The following is a 22,095-nucleotide window of genomic DNA, read 5'->3' as shown; positions in this document are numbered from 1 at the left end:
TCATTTGTTGTGAACAGTTATTTATTCTGTTTTAAATGCTGGGCTTTCAATTTCCTCCATGCAATTTGGTTTTGGTTCCGCTAATGGATTATTGAAAAAATCGTTAGCAGCTTGCATAGCGCACGGATTACCCCAGTTGGTAGTGGGGCCGTGTTTCCAACCTTTAAAAATCAAGTGAAAACTGTTGCTTAGATTTTTGGTCATTGATTCGGCCCATTTGACAGGCGTTAATTCATCATATTCCCCACTTATTAAAAGAACCGGTATGTCGCTTTTTATAGCCATATTCTCAATATCAGCTACTTTTTTAACACCCCAAATTTCACACACTTCCTTGTCATAAGTGGCAGGAGACAATCCCTCAACTGATGGATATTTAGTGGTTTCAGTTGTGATAACTTCCTGAGAATTAAATGGGTATTCTTCGGCACACCAAACCGATAAACGCATACCAGTTCCAATTCCACCTCCGGGTTTTTGAAATACAGATTGTAATTGTTGTTTTACCGAGGATAAATCATTATTGAGTATTTTATTTATTTCAAAAGGGATATTGGGCACATCTCCTGTTCGAGCAGAAGAGAATACATTTATCAAGTCTGCGCCTTTTAGATAAAACGTTTCTAACTTCCCATTTTCTGGGTTTTCTACCTTCACTTCGAGTGGATTGTTTGTTTTATCTTCTAAATATTTTATGAAGCGACTTTTAATATTTGGGAAGGCCGTATTACAATCGGTGTCGGTTTCACAATCAGCAAGTAGTTTGTTTACGGTCTCTAAAAGATTATTCACACTTTCTTCGTCAAAAGAAACTTCTAATGGAAGTGGAGAATCCATTACGATACTTCTAATTTTATCCGGATAATCGCGTATTAAAACCTGACCAATTTTAGTGCTATAGGACATGGTAAGTAAATTATACTCCTCAATTTCCAATACGCTCATCAAGTCGTTGATGTCAGCAGCAATATCGTTTGTTGTATAACTACTTAGATCATTGCCGTCTTTTTCTAATCTTTCCTTACAATCTCTGGCAGCTTTTTGAAAAAGACTATCTGTTTTGGTTTCATCAAAATCTGGATGATTATAAAGGGAAATCGCCTCCGAACATTCCGGGCAATCTAAACTTGGCTTTGCATATTGAGTTCCCCTTTGTTCAAACAAAATTAAATCTCGGTCATCAAGGTATCTGTAGTATGCCATATACTGTGATGCGCGCATAGAAGTATAGCCAGGGCCGCCAACGGTATATAAAACCGGGTCAGGTTTTGGGTTATCACTTCGGCTTTTGAAAATATAAACGGGAATTTTAATTGTTCCACCTTTCGGGTTCTGCCTGTTTTCCAACACTTCGAGATAGCCAAATGTGTATTGCTGTCCCTTTTTAATTTTATGAGTTGTTTTTTTTGACTCTTTAAACTTTGGTTCAAAGGTCGTTTTTGTTTGTCCGAAACAATTGATGCAAAGCAGAATTGCTAGAACGAAATTTAATTGATTCATTGAATTGTTCATTACCATATTATTTTTTCAGTTTTTCTCCTTCCCAAACGGCTAGAAAGTTTTTATCTATAGCATGCGTTGTGCCGTATAGCATACCTTCCTTAAGGTAAAATGAGGTATTGTAAGTACCCGAGTTGTCTTTGGACACAAGCGCCACGTAGATGGTTCCTCCAGATACATTTATTCGACCTTCTCTTATTTTGACACCCTCTCTGTAGAAGGTACCTTCTATGGAATTTTCTCCTACAGATGATATGTTCATTTTTGCGAATTTGTCGTCGCTGGGATCTTGTGGTGTCATGTCTAGATTCCATGAACCTACTAAGACATCTAGGTTCATTTTGCTGGGTTGCGCTTCAACTGTATTGGTATAAAGCATGATTAAACTAATTGCTATTAGATAGTCCAATTTCATTTTTTGTAGTTTTTGATTTGAAACAAACCTAGAAATTCAAAAACGAAGATGGGTTTCAATTGTATAGTTGAAACCTATTCAATAAGCTGGAAATGTGTCTTTTATAAAATTGACACTATCACTCTGCATGTGGAGTGTTACCCTCTTATTTTTTATACGTTGTTAGTGGCAGGCTTAATTTTTCGTCTTTTTATAATGTAGAATGCGACTATCAAATTTGGTACCCAACTTAACCAGCTAACTAGAAGGTATGCCGATTCAAATTCTCCTAATATGTAGGTGAATAATGGTAACCAGAACCTAAGGGTAACGGCTGAGAAACAAACTGCATAACTATACAGCATATTATTTTGGTGTTGTTCAATATTGCCTTTCTTTATTGCATTGTAGGCTAAGAAAGTTGTCGCTAACCAAACTAATCCACTCAACGAAAACCCAATAACATTACTTACACCACCAGTTGCAAATTGAGCAATATAAATTCCACAAATACCACTTATGAAGACAGAGAAGATATACATCTTACCAATAGTTCTGTGCAGTTTTATCCTTTTTCTTCTAAGTTTAGCGCTGAATTGAGTCCAACCTATCAATAAAGCAATTCCGCCTAAAATAATATGACCATAAAAGCCAACATTCCAAATTTGGTTGGTCAGTAATTCTTCTGTCTTAGATGATAATAATCCAAATCGACGGTCAATTATAAAATATATAACAGGATATAGCCCTATTAAAACGCAGAGCAAGCTAAATATCCACCAGGTTGTTCTATTAATTACTTTATTCATATTTTTTATCGCTTAAATCCCAATTACTTACCTCATTAGTTTAATGATATACTATCGGCCTGAATTTCGATACTTTTCAATGATCGAGGCATTGACCCAATAAATGTCATTTTTCCCATTTCCTGGATTCATGTTTGAAGTTGAGAAGAATGATCTCTTCGATTCTTTGTTATCTACAATTCGGTCTGACGTAAAGAAGAAGAACTTGCCATCAGGCGATACAATCGGGCAAAACTCATTGCCTGTTTTATTGATTTCTTCGTTCATTCTGATAGGTAAGGTCCATTCTCCATCGTTGTTAAATGAAATATACAATCCTTTATCAGGCCTTCCAGAAGACCAATAAATGATGTAATCTTCATCAGGTGAAATAAATACATCACCTTCCCAGTGTGTGTTTATTGAATCATTCAATCTCACTGATGGCTCAAATTCATTACCATTGCTCAGCGCATAATAGAGGTCATTATTATCATTTCCACGGTCCTTTCCTGATGAATAATATAATGTCCTATCTTTTGTTAATGATGGGTAGATATCATTAGTTTCTGAATTGATATCTCCACCAAGTTTCTGAGGATTAGACCATTCATTACCTATTTTTTCTACCCTCCAAATGTCCCAATCTTCTTTTATTTTTTTGGAGTGAGATGCATTTCTCTTAGAAACAAAGTATAGCCATTTTCCGTCAGCAGTGATGAATGGGTCTGCATCTGAGGAGGTTCCAGAAAAGGATGCAACTTTTGGTTTAGTCCATTTTCCTTCCAGGTAAGACATGGTCATAATCACGTATTGATCATCATCAGTGATGATAGTATATAAGAATTCTGAAAAATCAGGAGAAAAGCATGCGTTTAGTTCAGACATTCCAGTCGATATAATATTCGGCGCAAATATCTCAGGGGATAATCCTGGCTCTGATTGTCCTAAATATATACCAGTTAATTCAGGAAATTCTGTGGGTGTATCTTGACTAGATTGGGAGGTACATCCGTTCAACACTAAGATTGACAAAGCAAGTAATATTTTATTCATTTTAGTCTTTTTTGTAGATTTTGAATTTTTCAATTTGGTAGGTTTAACTTCCATTTTATCTCAGAAATTATTCCTCAATTTTCTTAAGCCATTCTTTGATTGCATCAAGAAATCCGTCACATCTTTTAATGGGTAAATCAGTATCATCAAATTCATAAAATCCCCCCGTCTCGCACTGTATCATGCTATGATTGCAGTTAGGGAATGATTTGGTCGTGAGATTAGAATTGGGAGTGATCGTTCTCTCGTAGAATGTTTTGGTTTTTTTCCAATCCACATTCATGTCTTTCTCACCAAATAGAGCCAGAACTGGAATTTTTACATTGGATAGAATTTCATCAAAATCATCAATAACAATTAATAAGCCTGTCTCCTCATCTAATTTTTCTTTCATAAAGGCTTTTTGAGCACTATAGTATCTTTCTCTTTCAGCTGCATCATCTAATTCTCCAATCGTTTCACCAGTAATGCGCAACCGAAATTTGTTTGAACGGAACTCTTTAGTTGCATTCAAATATTCCCCATAACTTCCTCCGCTATGAAATATTCTAGTTCCTTCTATCCATTGGTTATAAAGCAAATCGATTGAATCTTTCGGCATTCCTTCGATGCGTAAGTTTTGTTGAAGGAGATAACCCCAATTCTCTTTATCATCTACACCACTTACAGTGATCCAAAATTTGATCCCATCATATTGATTTATAACTATGGGGTTTACCCAACTCCCGCGGCTACCACCATACAGTGCAATTTCTTCTGAACCAGGAATATTCTTTTCTTTAAGTGCATTTATAGCAGCGATGGCTTCTTCTGCGCTATTGAAAACAGATTGGTCCTTGTTGTATGTGCCTCCACTTTTTCCACATCCCATTTTATCCCACATATAAGTAGCATATCCTGATTCAACAAAAGTTTTCCTAATATCGCCATGCCAACTTCGTTCTACGGCATTAGTCTTACCCGAGCCGTGAAGGATCAATACAATGCCCTTTGGCTTTTGATCTTTTGGAAGATTTAGAAGCCCATTCAGCGTTACCCCTTCGAACTCAAATTCGAAGATTTGTCGTTCACTCTGGGCTTTAGAATAAAATCCTATAAAACATAGGAATGAGATAAGCATACATTTTTTCATTAGTCAAATTTTTGAGTTTTTGTAATATTTGATACAAATCAAATAGATAGCTTGCGGAGAACATATTTCCATTGCGTTCGTTTACAGTTCACTTTCAATTCACTTTTATAAATGACTCAAACTGAGCAAAAACTTATCATTGATTATAAAGACCAGCTAGCGAAAAAACTTCAGATCGAAGGTGAATGGAAGCAGCGCAATTTTATTCACTTGATTGAATTAATTGAGAAAGAGTCGGGCATCAAAATCAGCCTGTCGACGATCAAACGAATCTGGGCATTGAACTTGACAAATCTTCCTCATCCATCTACATTAAATGCATTGGTTTCTGTACTAGGCTATGAAGATTGGCTTGCTTTTAAAGCGGCTCAATTGAATAGGGTGGATCGCAGAACAAACAAATCGATCAGATCGATCAGGGTAAATTGGTTTCTTCTTGCATTCTTGGGACTAGCTTCGGTTATTTCTATTTATGCCATTGGTAATCGAGAAAGAGGAGCAATTCCGGCAATTCCGGCAATTCCGGTAAATGGAACGGTTCTGGAAGTTGGGGAAACTCCAGTAATTAAGGTAGATGGAACGGTTCTGGCAGTTCCGAAAATTCCAAATACGCTTGAGTCTGATTATGATGTTTCTACTGTTTCAGCTGATAGTTCTTCATCAAAAAAGCATGAAGTAATGCCTCCAAGCAGAAAATAGACCCACAAACCAATCATTTTCCCGGTCTGTCTTACTATCTGGATTCTATTCAAGACTTGTTCTTTAAGTAACATCTACTCGCTTTACAGTGATATCGTGTGTAGAAATCTCTGTAAAACGAGTATTAGAGTTCATTCATATCATTCATCTTTTAAGCACTCCACAGGGTTCACTCTGGTAGCATTAATTAATTGATATGAAATGGTTGCGAGTGTTATTAATAAAGCTGCCAGAATGGGTAGTATGATGTTGAGCATCGAAATATCAACTCTGTATTGAAAAGCATTTAACCACTCATTCATCAAATAGAACATGACTGGTAAAGAAACGATTGAGGCAACAATTACAAGTGTCAGAAAGTCGTTACTGATCATGTGCCATATATTCGCTGGTGAAGCTCCAAGGATTTTGCGCACCCCAATTTCCTTTAATTTAGTTTCGATGGTAAAACCAACCAGCCCGATTAGTCCCAAACAGCTTATTAAAATGGCAATAGAAGCAAATACCTTAATAAGGTTTGCCGAGATCTTTTCTTTTAAGTATTGTCTTTCAAATAGCTCATCTACAAAGTTGTATTGAACGCTTGTTGCTGACTCATATTTAGCAAATGTTTCTTCAATATGATCGAGGCTTTCCTGAATATTATTGGAAGATATTTTAGCGCTAAGACCTCTGAAATTTTCCTGATATATAAATAGCATAGGTTCAATTTCATTATGCAGTGATTCAAAATGAAAATCTTCTACTACACCAATTATTCGGCCTTGGGTAATTCCGTATTTTATTTTCTCATTTAAAACTTCATTGGCATTTTGGTATCCTAATGCTTTGGATGCAGCTTCATTAATAATGTAATAGCTAGAAACAACTGTGTCCCAATCAAGTACTGTGAGCATATTATCTCTGAAGTTCTCTCCAGCGACAAGTTCAATCTCATAAGTATCCATAAAATCAGGATCCACTGATACAACCGATAGTCGAAAATCAGTATTCACTAGTGAATCACCTCTAAAATGTCGAGCTCCCCAATAGTCGTTAAGTCTTCCTGTGGGTATTCGAGAAGAATAGGAGGCCTTAAGGATATTAGGGTTACTCAGTAGGTCATTTTTAAACAATTCTTTATTAAAACCCCTTGGTAGGTTCATTCGAATAACATTTTCACGATTATACCCCGGGTCTGATTTCCTAATAAACTGAAGCTGATTTTCAATAATTACAATGGAAAAAATGAGTCCGATCGTAACACAATATTGAAAGGTGACAAGTATTGATCTAAATTTCCACCGATCACTAAATTTCTGTTCTCCTTTGAGAGTACTTATTAGACTTATTTTAGAAAGGAAAAGTGCTGGATATAATCCTGCAATAATGCTTACGATGATAATCACGAGAAAAAGCAAAAGCAACAACCCCGGTTCATCAAGCAGATTAAATACCAGGTTAATCTCCAAGTACCTATTCATTTGTGGAATTGCGAAATAGACGAGAGATAAGCAAAATGGAATAGAGATGAAGGTGATTAGCATTGACTCTATCAAAAATTGCTTTACAAGTGCTGTTTTATAAGCGCCAACCACTTTTCTCACACCAACTTCCTTCATTCTTCTAGAATAATGAGAGGTTGAAATATTCATATAATTAATACAAGCAATGAGTAAAAGCAATACACCAATGACTCCAAAAATTTGAAGTAGCCTCATAGGAGTGTTTCGCTCAACTTCTCCATTCAGATTAGACTTTGTATGAATATCGGTGACTGGTTGCAGGTAGAAATCATAATAATCTCTAGCCATTGTGCCATCATCGAAAGCACCTATGTATTTATCCCAGAATTGGTTATTTATTTGATCCTCCAACTCTTGGATATTGGTGCTTTCTGAGACTTTTATGTAAGTAAGCCAATTATAATTACCACCTATACGATTCATAGCATCCTCATCAAAGTCGAGTTCCAAAAATCTAATGGGAGCTAGATAATCAAAGTGAAAGTGCTGTTGATCAGGCATATCTTCGATTACTGCAGTCACTTTAAAAGGAGCTTTAGTTTTTTGACTAGCTAGTTCAATACTTCTTCCTATTATGTTTTTATCCTTCCAATCATTTCCGAAAATTTTGATTGCTGTAGATTCAGTAAGAACAATTGAGTAGAGATCAGGAAATACATTTTCATTATTTCCTTTAATAAAATTGAAAGAAAAAATGCTAAAAAAGTCTTCGCTTGTAAATACTACCTGTTCTTTAGGAAAGGTCTTTTCTTTGTAAGTCAAATCAGGGAATGACGACATGTAAATTCTGGCTGAGTTTTCTATGTTACTGTAGTCTTCCTTTAGCCGATCTGCATGACCGGCAGATGCAAGAGCCCAGTGCCTGCTTAGTTCACCATTTGCAGAATAGTTTTTTACTGTCACGCGATAAAGTTGATCGATATCTTCAAAGTGCTTGTCAAAATTGAGGTCATATCGTATGGTAAGAGTGATCAGTAAAAACGCAGCTATTCCTGTAGATAGTCCTATGACATTGATTACTGTCCCAGACTTGTATTTCCAGAGATTACGGATTCCGATTTTTAAGTAGTTTCTAAACATAGTCATATCCATTTCCATTGAGTTTTAAGTTTCCTGACCTCATAATTCGCATGATCTGCGAGTAGTTTTACAAGGCATTTTCGTTTTAGAATTTTTTCGATATTGAAGCAATTCTACAAATTCAAAAAATGATTTGGGGTTCAATTTTATAGATGAAACCTATTCAATAAGCTGGAAATGTGTCTTTTAGAAAATTGACACTAGTCTTTGATATTAAGTTCACTTGGTAAAATGCCAAGTTGCTTTTTAACCGCACGATGAAAGGAAGATTTTGAGTTGAATCCTGCATCCATTGCAATACTGAGTAATGTGAACCTTGAATTATTGGGGTCTTTCAGAAGCTCTTTGACTTCATTCACTCGATATTCGTTTACAAAATCATTAAATCGCTTATTCTCTATTTCCTTGAGACTTCTTGAAATGAGATAAGATTTAATTCCTAAATGTTTAGCGATACTATGCAATGAAAGCTCTTGATCCTTGTATAACTTTTCATTTAGCATAGCCTCTTTTAAGGTATCCGAAATGTCTTTAAGCTTTGCTAAATCTATTGGTGTAGAATTTGTTTTAATGGCAAGTTCACGATCGTTTCGCCTGGAATATCCTTCCAGACCAATCCAATAGGTCAAAACGGCAATGCCAATGAAAAAAGGATAGTAGTAAAATCTTGTGAAGTAGTAATATGAGCCATTGCCTCCAAGTTTAAAGACAATTAAATCCAATAAAAGAACCAATAAGACAATTGAGAAGTAGATCAAAAAAGACGTGATGATTCGTTTGATCCAATTAAGTTTAGCAGGATCAATTTCAAAATTTGTACTTAGTCCATTAAGTAGTTTGTGTGATTTGTAGGCATAAAGGATGATAAGACTACTAGCCACGATATAAATGGTTGAGTTATTCATCCAGATCACATAACCATAGTACCCTAGCCAGGAAAGACTTTCTCGTGTACCGTCCCAATATAAATTTTGCAGCCTCACAAAAACACTGCATGTAATTTGAATGCCTACAGGAAGAAAATGTATCCAGTCTTTCTTTTTAAATGTGAATTGATGCTGAGTCTGGGCTTTTATGTAGAAGTAAAGGATTGCCCCATAGATCCAACTAATATCTATCATGAGGTAATACCAAGTATCGTAATAGCCTAAACCAAACAATCTCATTATTTGAATTGTAAGACGATAGGAGAATAAAAAAAGGATAATTGCGAGGATACGATTCGCTAGTCCGTTTTGAGAAGTCGATTTAAATAGTATAAGTCCATAAATCAGACCTTGGATTGAGCCAATAGCTAAGAGAAGAATGATTAGGATTTTTACTATTTCCATATTCTAATTTACTTGTTGTTTTAGCATCTGATAGTACTTATCATTTAAGTTATATCGCTCATTGGTTGGTGTTAGTTGATTCTATTGCCTTTAAAACCTCTGGTCACAGATTCTGAGAACCTTCAGAATGCAACCAGAGCTTTTGTGATATGTATGTATGAGGATCATGCAGCTATCAACGTTACGGACTAGCTATAATATGCTTGAGCCAAGCCGAAGTAATAGGTAAGTATACCTATGGTATTAAAAAATCCATGTACCATGACATTGAACCATAGATCGTATTTACGGAAGTAGAATACAAGTGCAAGCATCGCGCCTGTAGATCCGGCAACAAGCTGTCCTGTGATTCCTTGCTGCCAGTGCATGAATCCAAAGAAGCTACAGGAGACTAGGATATTCAATATTAGGCTGACTCTACTTTCACCAAAGAATTTAGCAAACTGTCGCATCAAGAACCCTCGGAAGATGATCTCTTCACCAAACGCTGCTGTAACCCAAATGACTCCAAGCCAGATTAAAGTGGTAGGGAGGTCTCCTTCCAAATCATTCAATTGAGATAAATCTATTGGAATCCCGGTCAACATCTCGATTGCAGGAACTAAGGCAACTACGTAGAAAACAAAAAGACCAAATGCTGCTATTGGGGCAATTAGCAAAAGATTCTTAGCCGTGAATTTTTCACGATAAAACCCCAGTGATGAGAATGCTTTTCCCTTGTATTCTAAGTAGGAAGCCGCAATGATTACGATGGGGATAATTACGTTTTCAAAGATTGTTCTGGTTACCGGACCAAAGTACATAAATAATATAATGGCCAGAGTTACTATCGGAAGCACTATTTGTTTTAGGCTGAATTTCTTCATCTTTCTGTTCGTTAAAATTGATATGTGTGCAATATCAATTCCCGAGAGGGGGGCAGAAAGATCTTTCTGTTGAACCATCGCTAATACAAGTTGAATTGTCGCAACCAGGATTAACGGTTCATCCAACCTTTGAATTCGCTTGTTTTTGGACGACTAACGATGAATTGCTGATCTCTCGGATTGGTCAAAGAAAGGATCACTCGGTGGTTGAAGTAAGGTTCTATTTTCAAGATTGAAGATTTTGCGATTATTTGTCCCCGATTGATTTTGAAGAATTTAGTTTCATCCAGCGTGCTGAAGAGCTCATCTATGGTCTCTTCAATAATGAAACGCTTGTCCTGCGTAACACCAAAGGTGATACTGTCTTCTGAGTAACAATAGAGTAGATCAGAGATTTTAAGCTGTACAAAACCACTCCCTGATTTAACTAGTATTCCCTCTCTTTTAGAAGATCCTTGTAAGTCGCTTAGCAATTGCTTTAACGTAACTTGATTCATTGGCGAAGAGTGATTGGATTGAAGGAATTTATGAACGGCTTTTTCGAGATCGTCCTTTTGAATGGGTTTTAGTAAATAGTCAACACTGTTGACCTTAAAGGCCTGAATGGCGTATTGGTCAAAGGCAGTAGTGAAGATGATTGGTGCATTTACAGTTGTTTTTTGAAAGATCTCAAAGCTTAGCCCATCGGCTAGTTGGATATCCATAAATATCAGATCTGGAGCATCATTTTGTTGAAACCATTTAACTGCGTCTTCAACTGTATCGATAATTTCCAGTAATTCGAAGTTGAAGTCACATGCTTTCAACATTGTCTGTAATTGGTTTACAGCGCGTATTTCGTCTTCGATGATTAAGATTTGCATAGTCATTCTTTTGAAAAGCTATCCTCCATTAGGGGGAGCATAACGGTAAACTCCTTGCCATCATTCACGATTTCTACTGTTCGGTCTGAAATGAGCTCATATCGTTTTTCAATGTTCCTCAATCCCATTTTTGTAGAAGGCACCTGTGTGGATTTTTTTTGAATCCTGTTCATTACTACAATAAAATCATCCTTCACGTAGACGTTTATGACGAGTGGTTTAGATTTGGAAACCACATTGTGTTTAATGGCATTTTCCAGAAGCAATTGGATGCTCATTGGTGCAATTAGCTTATTTTCTATTGTTGATGGGATGTCCCAATTCAACTTTAGGTTACTTCCAAACCGTTCTGATTGTACATGGATGTAAGCTTTTGCAAACTTTAGCTCAGACTTTAAGGAAATCAAATTAGTGTTGCCAGACTCCAACAAGAAGCGATATATCTCCGATAGTTTATCTACAAATTTCTTTGCGTCCTCCTTTGGGCTTTGGTCGATAATGTCTCGCAAGGTGTTCAAGGTATTAAAAAAGAAGTGGGGTTGGGCCTGATTCCGAAGAGTATCAAGTTCGGCTTGGATGATTGCCTGTTTGGCCTGCTCTTCTTCTCTGATAGATCTTTTGAGTAGTCCAAAGAAGTAAATAGCTTCATAGATGGCCATGATCATCACCGTTAGAAAAACGATGATGATCAATGTATAGCTTCTTACCCGAAAAGAACCAGTCTGAGCATTGCCTCCAGTAGTCTCAGCGAGCCAGGAAAGTAGACTGAATCCTAAGGAGTCAACGACTATCACAGTCACGGACGTACAGAAAAAAAGAAGGACAATACGCTTCACATTATCCTTTAAGCTGGGGTATAATTTTCTTAACCGAATTAAGATCAATCTATTGATTAACCAATCGCATGCGGAAAAAAATGCAGAAACTATAAAGGTGATGACGAGTTCTACAGCGGTAGGATCTACATTGGGTGGAGTAAAGATGATGGCCGTGGATATGCCTAATATCAAAATGCCTATGATGGCAAACCATTTATCATCAAATCCCAGATAGTGTATACGCTTTTCCTTATTGGTGATCATTTCAATCTTATACTGGGTGAATAAACCTATTTCTGGTGTAAAGATTGGTAAGATGGAGTGTGATCTCCAATTAATGAAACGACTTTGATCTGAATTGCCACTAATTGAGTATGTATTGAAATGCTTGAACTTTGTAAATCATCTATTTCATATAAGTCGTGAGGAGATGATGTAATATTGAATGGTTTTATGTTTTTGTTCTTATACATCGTGTCATTATGTATATTTGTACCTAACAATATTAGGTAAAAAAATAATACTATGGCTTACAAAACACTGGTAGCTGCTTCTACTAAACCATTGGTCTTATCCATTCTGTCCCATGGAAAGAGCTATGGTTATCAGATTATTAAAAACATTGAACAATTATCTAATGGGGAACTGGAATGGACAGATGCGATGCTGTACCCGGTCCTTCATCGGATGGAGAATGATGGATTGATTCAATCCGAATGGGTTGTTCTTGAAAATGGAAGGAAGAGGAAGTACTATTTCCTGACGCAATCAGGAAAGAAGGAAAGGGAGACTGTAAGGCGTCAGTGGATGAATGTAAATACTGCGCTGAAAAGACTATGGAGTTCCAATTTGACATTAGAACTGGGATAGCAAATGGAACCATTCAATCTGGAAAAAGCCATAGAAGAACGGATCAGAACTCTCTGGAAGCAACAAGGTTTAGAACCTGGCTTTATTGAAGAGATTGAGGCAAATCTTAGGGATCGCATTGATGAATATTTGGAGAAAGGGTACAGGGAAGAAGACGCATTCATTCTGGCAACAGAAAAATCGATACTGAGTCCGGAAGACATTGCAGATGAATATTTCATTGCAAGAAGTGATGGAAAAAAGACACCACCCTGGAAAAACAGATCCATCCTCTCGATGATGCCGTCCAATTTCAAGGTATCCTGGAGGAATCTCAGAAAAAGAAAAATCTACTCCAGCATCAATATCTCTGGTTTAGCCATAAGTTTTGCTATTTCATTTCTGCTATGGATCTATGTATCAGATCAGCTTTCTTACGATCAGCATTTGGATGATTCACAGCGTGTTTATCGTGTGAATTACGACCTGACATTTGATGGTCAAAAGTCGGTTTATAGTAATGTGGCACAGCCCATCGGACCTACTCTGAAAGAAGAATTTCCGGAAGTAGAAGAGGTCATACGGTTCTATAAAAGAGGGTCAGATCATTCCGCTGAGTTCATTCATGAAGATGTACAAGTCCAGTCAAACAAGGTCTTCTACGCAGAAGCTTCATTTTTGAAGGTCTTTAAAATTGAAATGACAGCCGGTAACCCTGATGAGGCTCTTGCTGAACCGAACTCCATTGTCATTTCTGAGGCTTTGGCCAACAAATTATTCTCGACAACTGAAGTTATGGGGAAAATTCTGAAAGTGGGTCATGATGCTTCCAGGGCATTTAAAATCACAGGAGTAATTAAAGATCATAGTCGAACGCATCTTCCGATTGAGGCTTTGATATCTGCGTCAATCCCTCTTAGGACAGACGAAAATCGATGGCTTGGAGGACATGTTTATACTTATGTGCTGCTAAATGATCTCAATGATATCGATGGGTTGAAACAGAAAATACCAGCCTTTTGCCAAAAGCACTTGAATGGCTTCTTTGAGAAAAAAGGTGCAAAAGCCAATATCCTGCTACAACCATTAGAATCCATCTATTTAGATGAAGAACATATATGGGAGCTTTTTCCACACGGAAGTCGGACCAACGTACAAGTCATGGCAGTAATGATGTTATTCCTAATCGTCATCGCATGTATTAATTATGTAAATCTTGCCACAGCGAGCTCAGCGGAACGAATGAAAGAAGTAGGCATTAGGAAGGTTCTGGGTTCATCAAAACATTCACTCATCGGACAATTTATCTCAGAATCTGTGCTTTTGGCACTGATCTCGGGATTTTTAGGCATTGCCTTTTCTATTGTCCTTCTTCCATTATTCAATGAATTGTCGGGCTTACATATGTCAATTGAGACGATTATAACACTACCCAATGCGACTGGCATTTTACTTCTTTCTTTAATTATTGGATTTTTATCGGGTGCTTATCCTGCATTTTATCTTGTCTCATTTGAATCTTCAAACGCCTTGAAAGGCAAGCTAGGAAAAGGCAGGAGTTCGAATAGGTTTAGAACCTTGCTGTTGATTTCTCAATATAGCTTGTCTTCAATTTTAGTGATCGGGATGCTTTTTGTGGGTAAACAGACTCGCTTTATTATGAATAAAGAGATTGGCTATAACAAAACCAATTTACTCAGTCTCAGGATACCCAATGATCCTGTTGTAAATGACAAATTGGAGGTTTTCATGAACACGCTAGGAAATAAATCTTCATTAGCTGGAGTCACTAGTTCTTACAACTCATTAAGTGAAGAAGCGAATGCCAATGATCCCGTTTTTGAAACAGTAGATGGTCAAACGATCAATACATCAATGAATCGAATTGACGTTGATGTTGATTTTATCAAGACCATTGAAGGTGCGATCATAATAGGGAGGGACTTTGAGAAAAGCCGAGGAGAGAGTGAGCGCCATGCTGTCCTAATCAATGAGGCTGCGGTGAAACAATATGGCTGGGAAGATATAGCAACTAGTATGAGGTTAAGGTCCAGGGATAGAGATGAGAATGGAGAATATTATTATCAAAATGTTATAGGAGTAGTCAGTGATTTTTCAATTGGACCTTCATATCAAAAGGTGGCTCCACTTATGATCAATTTGAATGAATGGGGTGTGAATAATATCTATGTAAGAATTCGGGAAAATGAGGTAATCAATGGGGTAGACCAAATTGAATCTGCATGGAAAGAAACGTTTCCAAACTATGCCTTTGATTTTTCTTTTCTCAATCAGGAGTTGAATAGCATTTATGCTCGTGAGAACAGGTTTCTTGACCTGCTCAGAGTTGTCAGTTTTCTAATCATATTTATTACTTCGCTGGGAATAATTGGCTTGATATCATTTACCATAGAAATGAGGCGTAAGGAAATTGCAATCAGAAAAATTAATGGTGCCTCGATCAGTAAAATACTGGCCCTGCTCTCAAGAAAATTTATAAGCCTATTAGTTATTGCTAATTGCATCGCTGCACCCTTTGCATTTTATTTTGTAAAGCAATGGTTACTCAATTATGATCAACATATTGACTTAACACTGTGGCCATTCTTTTTATCAACAGCCATTTGTTTGGCTTTTACTTCTCTGGCGCTTACCTATCATTTATTTCAAGCTGCGACAACCAATCCAGTGGAATCTTTAAGGAATGAATGATTTGCTAAGAAATATGAAAATGGCAAGAATGTTCATGCTTCTAAATGTTTTTGCTTTAAATCTTCCAGGGCAGACTCCTGAAGCAGATCCGGAGGAGGGCAAGAAACGTCGCTACAGGATCATTATGTACGCAGAGCAGCTTAGATATCAATATGGAATGGATTCTTCTCTGCAGTATCTGAAAGTTCAAGGTCAGCGTGAAGCAGACAATAGTGCAGCAAATAGATATGCTTATTACGAAACAAATGAATCTTTTCTGGAGGTAACCTCTCTCGATTTGAGTTTCATGGAGCTGACTTCCGTACCTGATTTTATTTATAGATATAAAAATCTAAAGCACTTAGACTTATCCTTTAATAAAATCTCAGAACTACCCCAATGGCTTAAAGAAATGTCATGCCTTCAGCATGTCAACCTATCAGGAAATGAATTGGATAAAAGCGAATTTATTTTATCTAAGTTCACTCAAATAAAAGATGTAAATCTCTCGTGGAATAATCTTTCGTCACTTCCAAAAAAAGTCAAAAAGTTTAAAGGGTTGACCTCCCTAAATGTGAACTACAATCGGTTTGAGAGTGTGCCCCGAAGAATCAAAAAACTCAAACATCTGGAAAAACTCACCATTAATTCGAATAACCTTATACACTTTGAAGCACACTTGAGACATACAAGAAAACTAAAAGACTTAAGGTGGCTGGAGGCACGCCACTCTAATATTGCGGAAGTGCCAGATGAAATATCCTTTATGAATAACCTCAGAAGGTTAGATCTTTCATACAATGAGATTGTACGTGTTTCTGGTCGAATTGAAGAGCTTGATAGCCTTCTGGTATTTGAATTACACAATAATCGATTGGAAACGATTCCAGAGGAACTATACAAATGTCAAGATCTTTTGTCATTGACCTTACAGAACAATAGCCTTCGCAGGCTTCCCGAAGGGATTGCTAAACTTCAAAACATTTCTGCACTCTTCCTGCATCACAATGAATTGGAATACCTACCGGATGATATAGGTAATATGAATCTTGAGGAAGCATATGTTTATAACAACAAGTTGACCTCACTACCGGCTTCATTCTCGAACTTGTCTAGTCTCAAACATATAAGAATTAATAACACCTACATTTCAGAATTTCCAACTCAGCTCTTTAGTCTCGACAGTTTAGAATCTATTGATTTCACTGATTCAGATATTTCCATCTTACCAGCCGAAATTCTTGAAATGGGGCGATTAGATTTATTGGCATTCAGAGAATCAAAGATCGATCGTTTAGATCCAGCAAATAGAGGCTATGACAAACTTGTGAGTGAGCTGTACAAAAGAGGAGTGAAGGTTTTTATAATTGATTATGAATGAAAAGCTATCTCAGCTGATCAATAACTTCTGACTTGATGCCGCACCTTCCTTCGTGAATTTCATTTCAAATCTTCGGTTTCTCATCCCAATTCCTATAAAACCAAAAAAGCTGACCTATGGCCAGCTTTGTTTGATTTTGTGGAGTCGGAGAGGATTGAGCGTTAAGAAATGATCCTGTGGATCATTTTAGTGAGAAGACAGGATGTAGGGGAGCCCTGAAGGCGAAACGAAAAAGGCCCACCGGTAGGTGAGCCTTTTGAAGTGGAGTCGGAGGGATTCGAACCCTCGTCCAGCAAAGGAAACCATAAACCTTCTACATGCTTAGTCATCCTTGTTTTATCTCGTACTGGCAGCTGGTGAACAACAACCTACTACTGATACCAGTCGCTTAATTTCATCAAAGATCCACGACACTACCTCTGACTATTCCTTATTATGACACCCTAAACTCCGTTCTCAAGGACAAAGAACAGTAGGATGTGACAGGGGGAACCTATGTGGCTCAACCCGTATAATTCTCTACTTTATTCAAGAATTAAGCTGCCATAGCGTAGTTAGACTCGCCAATTATAATTGTGAATGAATTGATCACGCGTGCTCATCCAACACCCGGCATGCTAGCGTATGCTTTGCACTTCCTGTCGATTCCGGTCGACCCCATATTGTTCAAAGAACGAATGGCAAAGTTATTCATTTGTCATTCATTTGATAACGTTGGAACGCAAGAATAGATCCCATCAAAGTAAATTGTGGTATGAACGTCAAAATAGCTGTAGTACAAGACTCTCCAGTTCTATTGGATTTGAAAAAGAGTCTTGAAAAAGTTCGTGAACTTTCTTTACAAGCAAGTGAGCAGAAACCTGATCTTATTGTTTTCCCAGAAGCATTCCTTCCTGGTTATCCAAGAGGTCTCTCTTTTGGAACTACAGTCGGGAGTAGATCAGAGGAAGGCAGAAGCCTTTGGCTTCGATATTCTAACAACAGTATAAAAATCCCTAGTGAAAGTACTACAGCTTTAGGTGAGATTGCCAAAGAATGCGACTCACATATGGTTATTGGAGTTGTTGAAAAATCCGAGTCGGGTACACTTTATTGTTCGGTGCTCTACTATGACAATAATGGCGAATTATTAGGGAATCATAGAAAACTTAAACCGACAGGAACAGAACGAGTTATTTGGGGAGAAGGAGATGGTAGTGATCTTACTACTTACACAACTCCTTTTGGAAAAATAGGTGGACTTATTTGTTGGGAAAATTATATGCCATTGGCCAGAATGCATGTTTATCAATCAGGAGTAGATCTATATATAGCGCCAACAGCAGATCAAAGAGATAGCTGGCAAGCCACAATGAAGCATATTGCTTGTGAAGGTAGATGCTACGTTATTGGGTGCAATCAGTTTGCTACCAAAGATGATTATCCAACAGATCTGAAAGAAGAATTAGTAGGGCATGATCATGTTTTATGTAAGGGGGGTAGCGTGATAGTTGATCCTTTTGGAAATGTAGTAGCTGGGCCTCTTTGGGGTGAATCAGGAATTTTATACGCCGATATTGATATGGATCTTGTGAAAAAGGGAAAAATGGATTTTGATGTGATAGGCCATTATGACCGAAAAGATGTATTCGAACTAAAAAAGATAGCAGCAGAATATATTTTCACATCTAGCTAACGAAATTTCCTCCTATCTTTCTTAAGAATCAGCAGTAATATTAACTTGCTCCCCAGATGGAAAATTTTGTGGTATCGGCTCGTAAGTATAGACCTCTCGGATTCGAGGAGGTAGTAGGACAGGAGCATATCACAACCACACTTGAAAATGCCATCAACTCCAATCATTTGGGACAAGCGCTGCTTTTTTGTGGTCCCAGAGGAGTAGGTAAGACTACGTGCGCGAGGATACTTGCAAAAACAATCAACGGATTTGAAAATGAAGGCCCTGAAGGGACTTCCAACTTCAACATCTTTGAACTCGATGCTGCCTCGAATAACTCTGTCGAGGACATTCGTAATCTGATAGATCAGGTTAGGTATCCGCCTCAACAAGGAAAATATAAAGTATACATCATTGATGAGGTTCACATGCTTTCAACACAGGCATTCAATGCCTTTTTGAAAACATTGGAGGAGCCGCCTGAGTACGCCATTTTCATTTTGGCTACTACAGAAAAGCATAAAGTGATCCCTACGATTCTTTCCAGATGTCAGATTTATGATTTCAATAGAATCGAAGTTGGGGACATCGTAAAGCAGCTTGAAAAGATTGCTGTAAGCGAAAAGGTAGATGCTGAAAACGAAGCACTTCACCTTATTGCGCAAAAAGCAGATGGTGCGTTAAGAGATGCATTATCCATTTTTGATCTCATCACTACATTTTCTTCTGATGGTAAGATCACCTATCAGGATACGATCAAGAATCTTCACATTCTTGATTATGATTATTACTTCAAGTTAGTAGATGATCTTTTGACGCAAAATATGTCAGGGGCTTTAATGCTCTTTGATGAAATATTAAGAAACGGCTTTGATGGCAACAATTTCCTCAATGGTTTTCAACAACACCTTAGGAATTTGCTTGTGTCTAAAGATGAAAAAACGCTAACGCTCATTGAGGTCACTGATAATTTGAAAGCCAAGTATTCCGAACAGGCAGGCAAGTGTAGTCCTTCATTTTTACTGTCTGCGTTAAACATTTCAAATCAGTTTGAACTCAATTTCAAGCAAAGCAAAAATCAGCGTTTGCATGTTGAGTTATGCCTGATGAAGTTGGCACATCTCACGAGTGCACTGACGTTGAGTCCCTCGGAAGATGGGGCAAAAAAAAAAGGTCACACGGTGACCTAATAAAAGAGCCACAATCAAAAGAGCAAAAGAAAGAGGTAAATGAGCCACAATCCGTTATGGCTCAATCAGAAATGCCTTCATCACCTAAAGCCGAACCACCAAAAGAAACAGTTCCTGCACAAGATGATGCGCCACCGCCGCCTACTGAGGAGCCGCTTCCATCGGTGATGAATGATGTGAGCAATGCTCCATCTGAACCAGCCAAGCCAAAAGTTAGTCCAGTTTTACGGCCATCTACTTCGGACAAGCCGAAAGAAACACCTAGCATTTTTGGTAAGAAAAAGGCAAAGGAGGAAACAAGTGAATCTGCCCCTGCTAAAGAAAAAAGAGCGAAGGAGTATTCAGATGAAGACCTTCAAAATGCGTGGAAAGGATTTGCAGATCAGAAAACGAATGCTGGAGATACAGACCGACTAGTTCTGGGAAAGGAAGTAAAGAAAGGTGATAATCACAGTGTAATTATCATGCTTGGAAGTCAATTAGAGGTAAGTTTTCTGGAAAAGTTTGATACGGAATTAGTGCAATTTCTACGCAATACTTTAGAAAATGATCATGTAGTCATACGTACAGAGATAGCTGAGATTAAGGAAGAAAAGAAGCTATACACCAGTACCGACATCTTTGATTATATGGTTAAGCAGAATCCTGATCTGAAAGATCTGAAAGATCGACTTGGATTGGACTTTGACTACTAAGAGAGTTATTTTCAAAGTACATTTGATATAGACCACAATGCCATCATAAGATGATTTTAAGACTTGTTTTCTTATGTACTATTCTGAGCTCTTGCTTGGCTTCTTTTGGGCAATCTTCATTAATTAGGTGTACCAAGTATAAAGAACTGCATAGAGATGATGGGAAATGGGAGCAATGGCCAAGTAGCTGGAGTCACTACGATTCAGATGCAATTTTTGTAGTCACAGAGCTAGAGAATAATGAGTACCAGATTCAAATGTTTGTGGAAGATAAACTTCTTGCAGAAGTTTTGGCAACATATGATTCGGAAGCATCAGCATTGAAAAGAAAAGATTGGGATGAAAAGCAAGTGTACTGCTATAAAGACAGAGATTCCAATTACCTCTTTATGAGAAAAGTATCGTTGGAGGCTGTGGTAGAAAATCCTAAACTATGGAAACAGTCTGGTGCCAGCATGTATCTATGGCTATTTACTGAAGATTATGCTGTTTTATTGAAGTGACCTTTAATTCTTTTATTGGATAATGAAAATCGAGATCCTGCTTGAGGAGTTTTATGATGAAAATAACATCCCAAATGGTGGTATTGATAAGGATACATTTGAATTAAAGTTGTTCGGCATAAGCATAAATGTTCCGAATCCTGAATTCAGAAAAAAGGTAACCTACATTCACGATTTACATCACCTCTTAAACAAGAAGGACACTTCTTGGAAAGGGGAAGCCTACATCTCTGGTTGGGAGATTGCAACAGGAATAGGAAAACATTTCCCTGTCTGTTTGCTAAGTATTTGGGCAATGGGTTACAGTTTATGGCTATTTCCCAGAGAGGTATTTTTAGGCTTCAAAGAAGGATTAAAGTATCGTGGACCAATTGGGATGAGTATATCCAAAGCAGAATATATGCAGATGGATTTAGAGCAGTTGAAAACCGTTTTGATGAGAGATAACCCTGCAAAAATGGATTTAATGCACTGGATTTATTTCCTATTTTTCGTCATCTTAGGTCAGGTATTGTTTGCATTGCCAGCAATAGCATTAATAAGCTTGCTGCTAATTAACTTCATTTAAATCATGAAATTCCAACTTAGACACTTTGAAAACAACAATCAAATAGTATCCTCACTTGGCTGGATATTCATCATCATTGGAGTAATCACCTTATTCGTAGGACCATTTCCAGGAGCTATCATTTTTATTGTGGTAGGAGCAGCGCTTGTTTGGATTCAATTGAGAGGAAAAAGGATAGGTGTAGATACTGATGCTAAGTTGGTCACATCCGGTAAAGAAACATTTGATATTTCAAATGCTTCACTTGTGTATATGAATGAGGTTCGTGTCTCACAAAATGTAAACTCCAGAGGAAGTTCTGCCAATGTGAAAATGTATTTCTACAAGGCCTTCATTCAAAATGGAGATGAGAATGTGCTTATTTCGTGTAATCGCAGTGAAAAGCGGGACATGGAAGCCATTAAAAAGATTGCGGAGGCATTGCAAGTACCTTTCCAGAAAAATTACGATTGAAGAGCGGCAAGCTACAAGTTGCTAGCTGCAAGATTCTCCATTCTCCATTCTCAATTCCTCATTCCTCATTCTAAAT

General features: G+C 37.5%; 20 protein-coding genes and 1 other RNA gene. 10 read left to right on the top strand and 11 right to left on the bottom strand.

The window, feature by feature from the left end; translation table 11 throughout:
• Positions 1-21 precede the first annotated feature (21 nt).
• The 5 genes from ACY650_RS03360 to ACY650_RS03340 all read right to left on the bottom strand — a co-directional run bounded on the left by ACY650_RS03360 (position 22) and on the right by ACY650_RS03340 (position 4,870).
• Positions 22-1,500 (bottom strand): alpha/beta fold hydrolase, encoded by a 1,479-nt coding sequence (locus ACY650_RS03360; protein WP_462251735.1) that lies wholly within the window; start codon positions 1,498-1,500, stop codon positions 22-24.
• A 19-nt stretch (positions 1,501-1,519) separates the two neighbouring features.
• Entirely contained in the window at positions 1,520-1,915 is a 396-nt protein-coding gene (locus ACY650_RS03355) for a hypothetical protein (protein WP_462251733.1), read from the bottom strand.
• A 152-nt stretch (positions 1,916-2,067) separates the two neighbouring features.
• The gene (locus ACY650_RS03350; protein WP_462251731.1) at positions 2,068-2,703 is read right to left on the bottom strand and encodes a DUF2306 domain-containing protein; all 636 of its coding nucleotides are present in this window, start codon (positions 2,701-2,703) and stop codon (positions 2,068-2,070) included.
• A 51-nt stretch (positions 2,704-2,754) separates the two neighbouring features.
• Positions 2,755-3,738 (bottom strand): hypothetical protein, encoded by a 984-nt coding sequence (locus tag ACY650_RS03345; RefSeq protein WP_462251729.1) that lies wholly within the window; start codon positions 3,736-3,738, stop codon positions 2,755-2,757.
• Between the two features lie 67 nt (positions 3,739-3,805).
• On the bottom strand, positions 3,806-4,870 hold the full coding sequence (locus ACY650_RS03340; RefSeq protein WP_462251727.1) for an alpha/beta hydrolase family protein: 1,065 nt from the start codon (positions 4,868-4,870) through the stop codon (positions 3,806-3,808).
• Between the two features lie 111 nt (positions 4,871-4,981).
• Here ACY650_RS03340 and ACY650_RS03335 point away from each other — a divergent pair, with 111 nt between their 5' ends.
• Complete coding sequence (locus tag ACY650_RS03335; protein ID WP_462251725.1) at positions 4,982-5,569, top strand: hypothetical protein; 588 nt, start codon at positions 4,982-4,984, stop codon at positions 5,567-5,569.
• Positions 5,570-5,709: 140 nt separating this feature from the next.
• On the opposite strand, the gene ACY650_RS03330 is transcribed toward ACY650_RS03335, so the two are convergent.
• From ACY650_RS03330 to ACY650_RS03310, 5 genes are all read right to left on the bottom strand, one after another.
• Positions 5,710-8,166: an ABC transporter permease gene (locus ACY650_RS03330; protein WP_462251723.1), complete on the bottom strand. Its 2,457-nt coding sequence runs from the start codon at positions 8,164-8,166 to the stop codon at positions 5,710-5,712.
• 188 nt (positions 8,167-8,354) lie between these two features.
• Positions 8,355-9,485, bottom strand: a complete 1,131-nt coding sequence (locus tag ACY650_RS03325) for a helix-turn-helix transcriptional regulator (RefSeq protein ID WP_462251721.1) — start codon at positions 9,483-9,485, stop codon at positions 8,355-8,357.
• 188 nt (positions 9,486-9,673) lie between these two features.
• Positions 9,674-10,351 carry a lysostaphin resistance A-like protein gene (locus ACY650_RS03320; RefSeq protein WP_462251719.1) on the bottom strand — a complete coding sequence of 226 codons (678 nt, stop codon included), beginning with the start codon at positions 10,349-10,351 and terminating at the stop codon, positions 9,674-9,676.
• A gap of 110 nt (positions 10,352-10,461) precedes the next feature.
• On the bottom strand, positions 10,462-11,214 hold the full coding sequence (locus ACY650_RS03315; protein ID WP_462251717.1) for a LytR/AlgR family response regulator transcription factor: 753 nt from the start codon (positions 11,212-11,214) through the stop codon (positions 10,462-10,464).
• Positions 11,215-11,216: 2 nt separating this feature from the next.
• Positions 11,217-12,296, bottom strand: coding sequence for a sensor histidine kinase (locus ACY650_RS03310; RefSeq protein ID WP_462251715.1), 1,080 nt, complete (start codon positions 12,294-12,296; stop codon positions 11,217-11,219).
• Positions 12,297-12,557: 261 nt separating this feature from the next.
• Between ACY650_RS03310 and ACY650_RS03305 the strand changes: the two genes are divergently transcribed.
• Genes ACY650_RS03305 through ACY650_RS03295 form a run of 3 tightly spaced genes read left to right on the top strand, consistent with a single transcriptional unit; the run spans position 12,558 to position 16,953 of the window.
• A complete protein-coding gene (locus tag ACY650_RS03305) occupies positions 12,558-12,902 on the top strand; it encodes a PadR family transcriptional regulator (protein WP_462251713.1) in 345 nt (114 codons plus the stop codon).
• Between the two features lie 3 nt (positions 12,903-12,905).
• Positions 12,906-15,593 (top strand): FtsX-like permease family protein, encoded by a 2,688-nt coding sequence (locus ACY650_RS03300; RefSeq protein ID WP_462251711.1) that lies wholly within the window; start codon positions 12,906-12,908, stop codon positions 15,591-15,593.
• Entirely contained in the window at positions 15,586-16,953 is a 1,368-nt protein-coding gene (locus ACY650_RS03295; protein ID WP_462251709.1) for a leucine-rich repeat domain-containing protein, read from the top strand. The genes ACY650_RS03300 and ACY650_RS03295 overlap by 8 nt, the downstream gene beginning before the upstream one ends.
• Before the next feature lie 259 nt (positions 16,954-17,212).
• Here the strand turns inward: ACY650_RS03295 and ssrA are convergent.
• Positions 17,213-17,612: a transfer-messenger RNA gene (gene ssrA, locus ACY650_RS03290) on the bottom strand.
• Between the two features lie 95 nt (positions 17,613-17,707).
• Between ssrA and ACY650_RS03285 the strand changes: the two genes are divergently transcribed.
• Genes ACY650_RS03285 through ACY650_RS03260 form a run of 6 tightly spaced genes read left to right on the top strand, consistent with a single transcriptional unit; the run spans position 17,708 to position 22,019 of the window.
• Positions 17,708-18,628, top strand: a complete 921-nt coding sequence (locus tag ACY650_RS03285) for a carbon-nitrogen hydrolase family protein (protein WP_462251707.1) — start codon at positions 17,708-17,710, stop codon at positions 18,626-18,628.
• Positions 18,629-18,684: 56 nt separating this feature from the next.
• Positions 18,685-19,800 (top strand): DNA polymerase III subunit gamma/tau, encoded by a 1,116-nt coding sequence (gene dnaX, locus ACY650_RS03280; RefSeq protein WP_462251705.1) that lies wholly within the window; start codon positions 18,685-18,687, stop codon positions 19,798-19,800.
• Positions 19,710-20,495, top strand: a complete 786-nt coding sequence (locus tag ACY650_RS03275) for a hypothetical protein (RefSeq protein ID WP_462254447.1) — start codon at positions 19,710-19,712, stop codon at positions 20,493-20,495. Before dnaX ends, ACY650_RS03275 begins: the two co-directional genes overlap by 91 nt.
• A gap of 50 nt (positions 20,496-20,545) precedes the next feature.
• Complete coding sequence (locus tag ACY650_RS03270) at positions 20,546-20,998, top strand: hypothetical protein (RefSeq protein ID WP_462251703.1); 453 nt, start codon at positions 20,546-20,548, stop codon at positions 20,996-20,998.
• Between the two features lie 22 nt (positions 20,999-21,020).
• The gene (locus ACY650_RS03265; protein WP_462251701.1) at positions 21,021-21,566 is read left to right on the top strand and encodes a hypothetical protein; all 546 of its coding nucleotides are present in this window, start codon (positions 21,021-21,023) and stop codon (positions 21,564-21,566) included.
• 3 nt (positions 21,567-21,569) lie between these two features.
• On the top strand, positions 21,570-22,019 hold the full coding sequence (locus ACY650_RS03260) for a hypothetical protein (RefSeq protein WP_462251699.1): 450 nt from the start codon (positions 21,570-21,572) through the stop codon (positions 22,017-22,019).
• Positions 22,020-22,095: the final 76 nt, after the last annotated feature.

The sequence above is a fragment of the Ekhidna sp. genome (assembly GCF_963691765.1).
In the GTDB taxonomy this organism is placed as follows: domain Bacteria; phylum Bacteroidota; class Bacteroidia; order Cytophagales; family Cyclobacteriaceae; genus Ekhidna.
The sequence above is the reverse complement of the archived record's forward strand: the minus strand, read 5'-3'. Positions and strand labels throughout refer to the sequence as shown.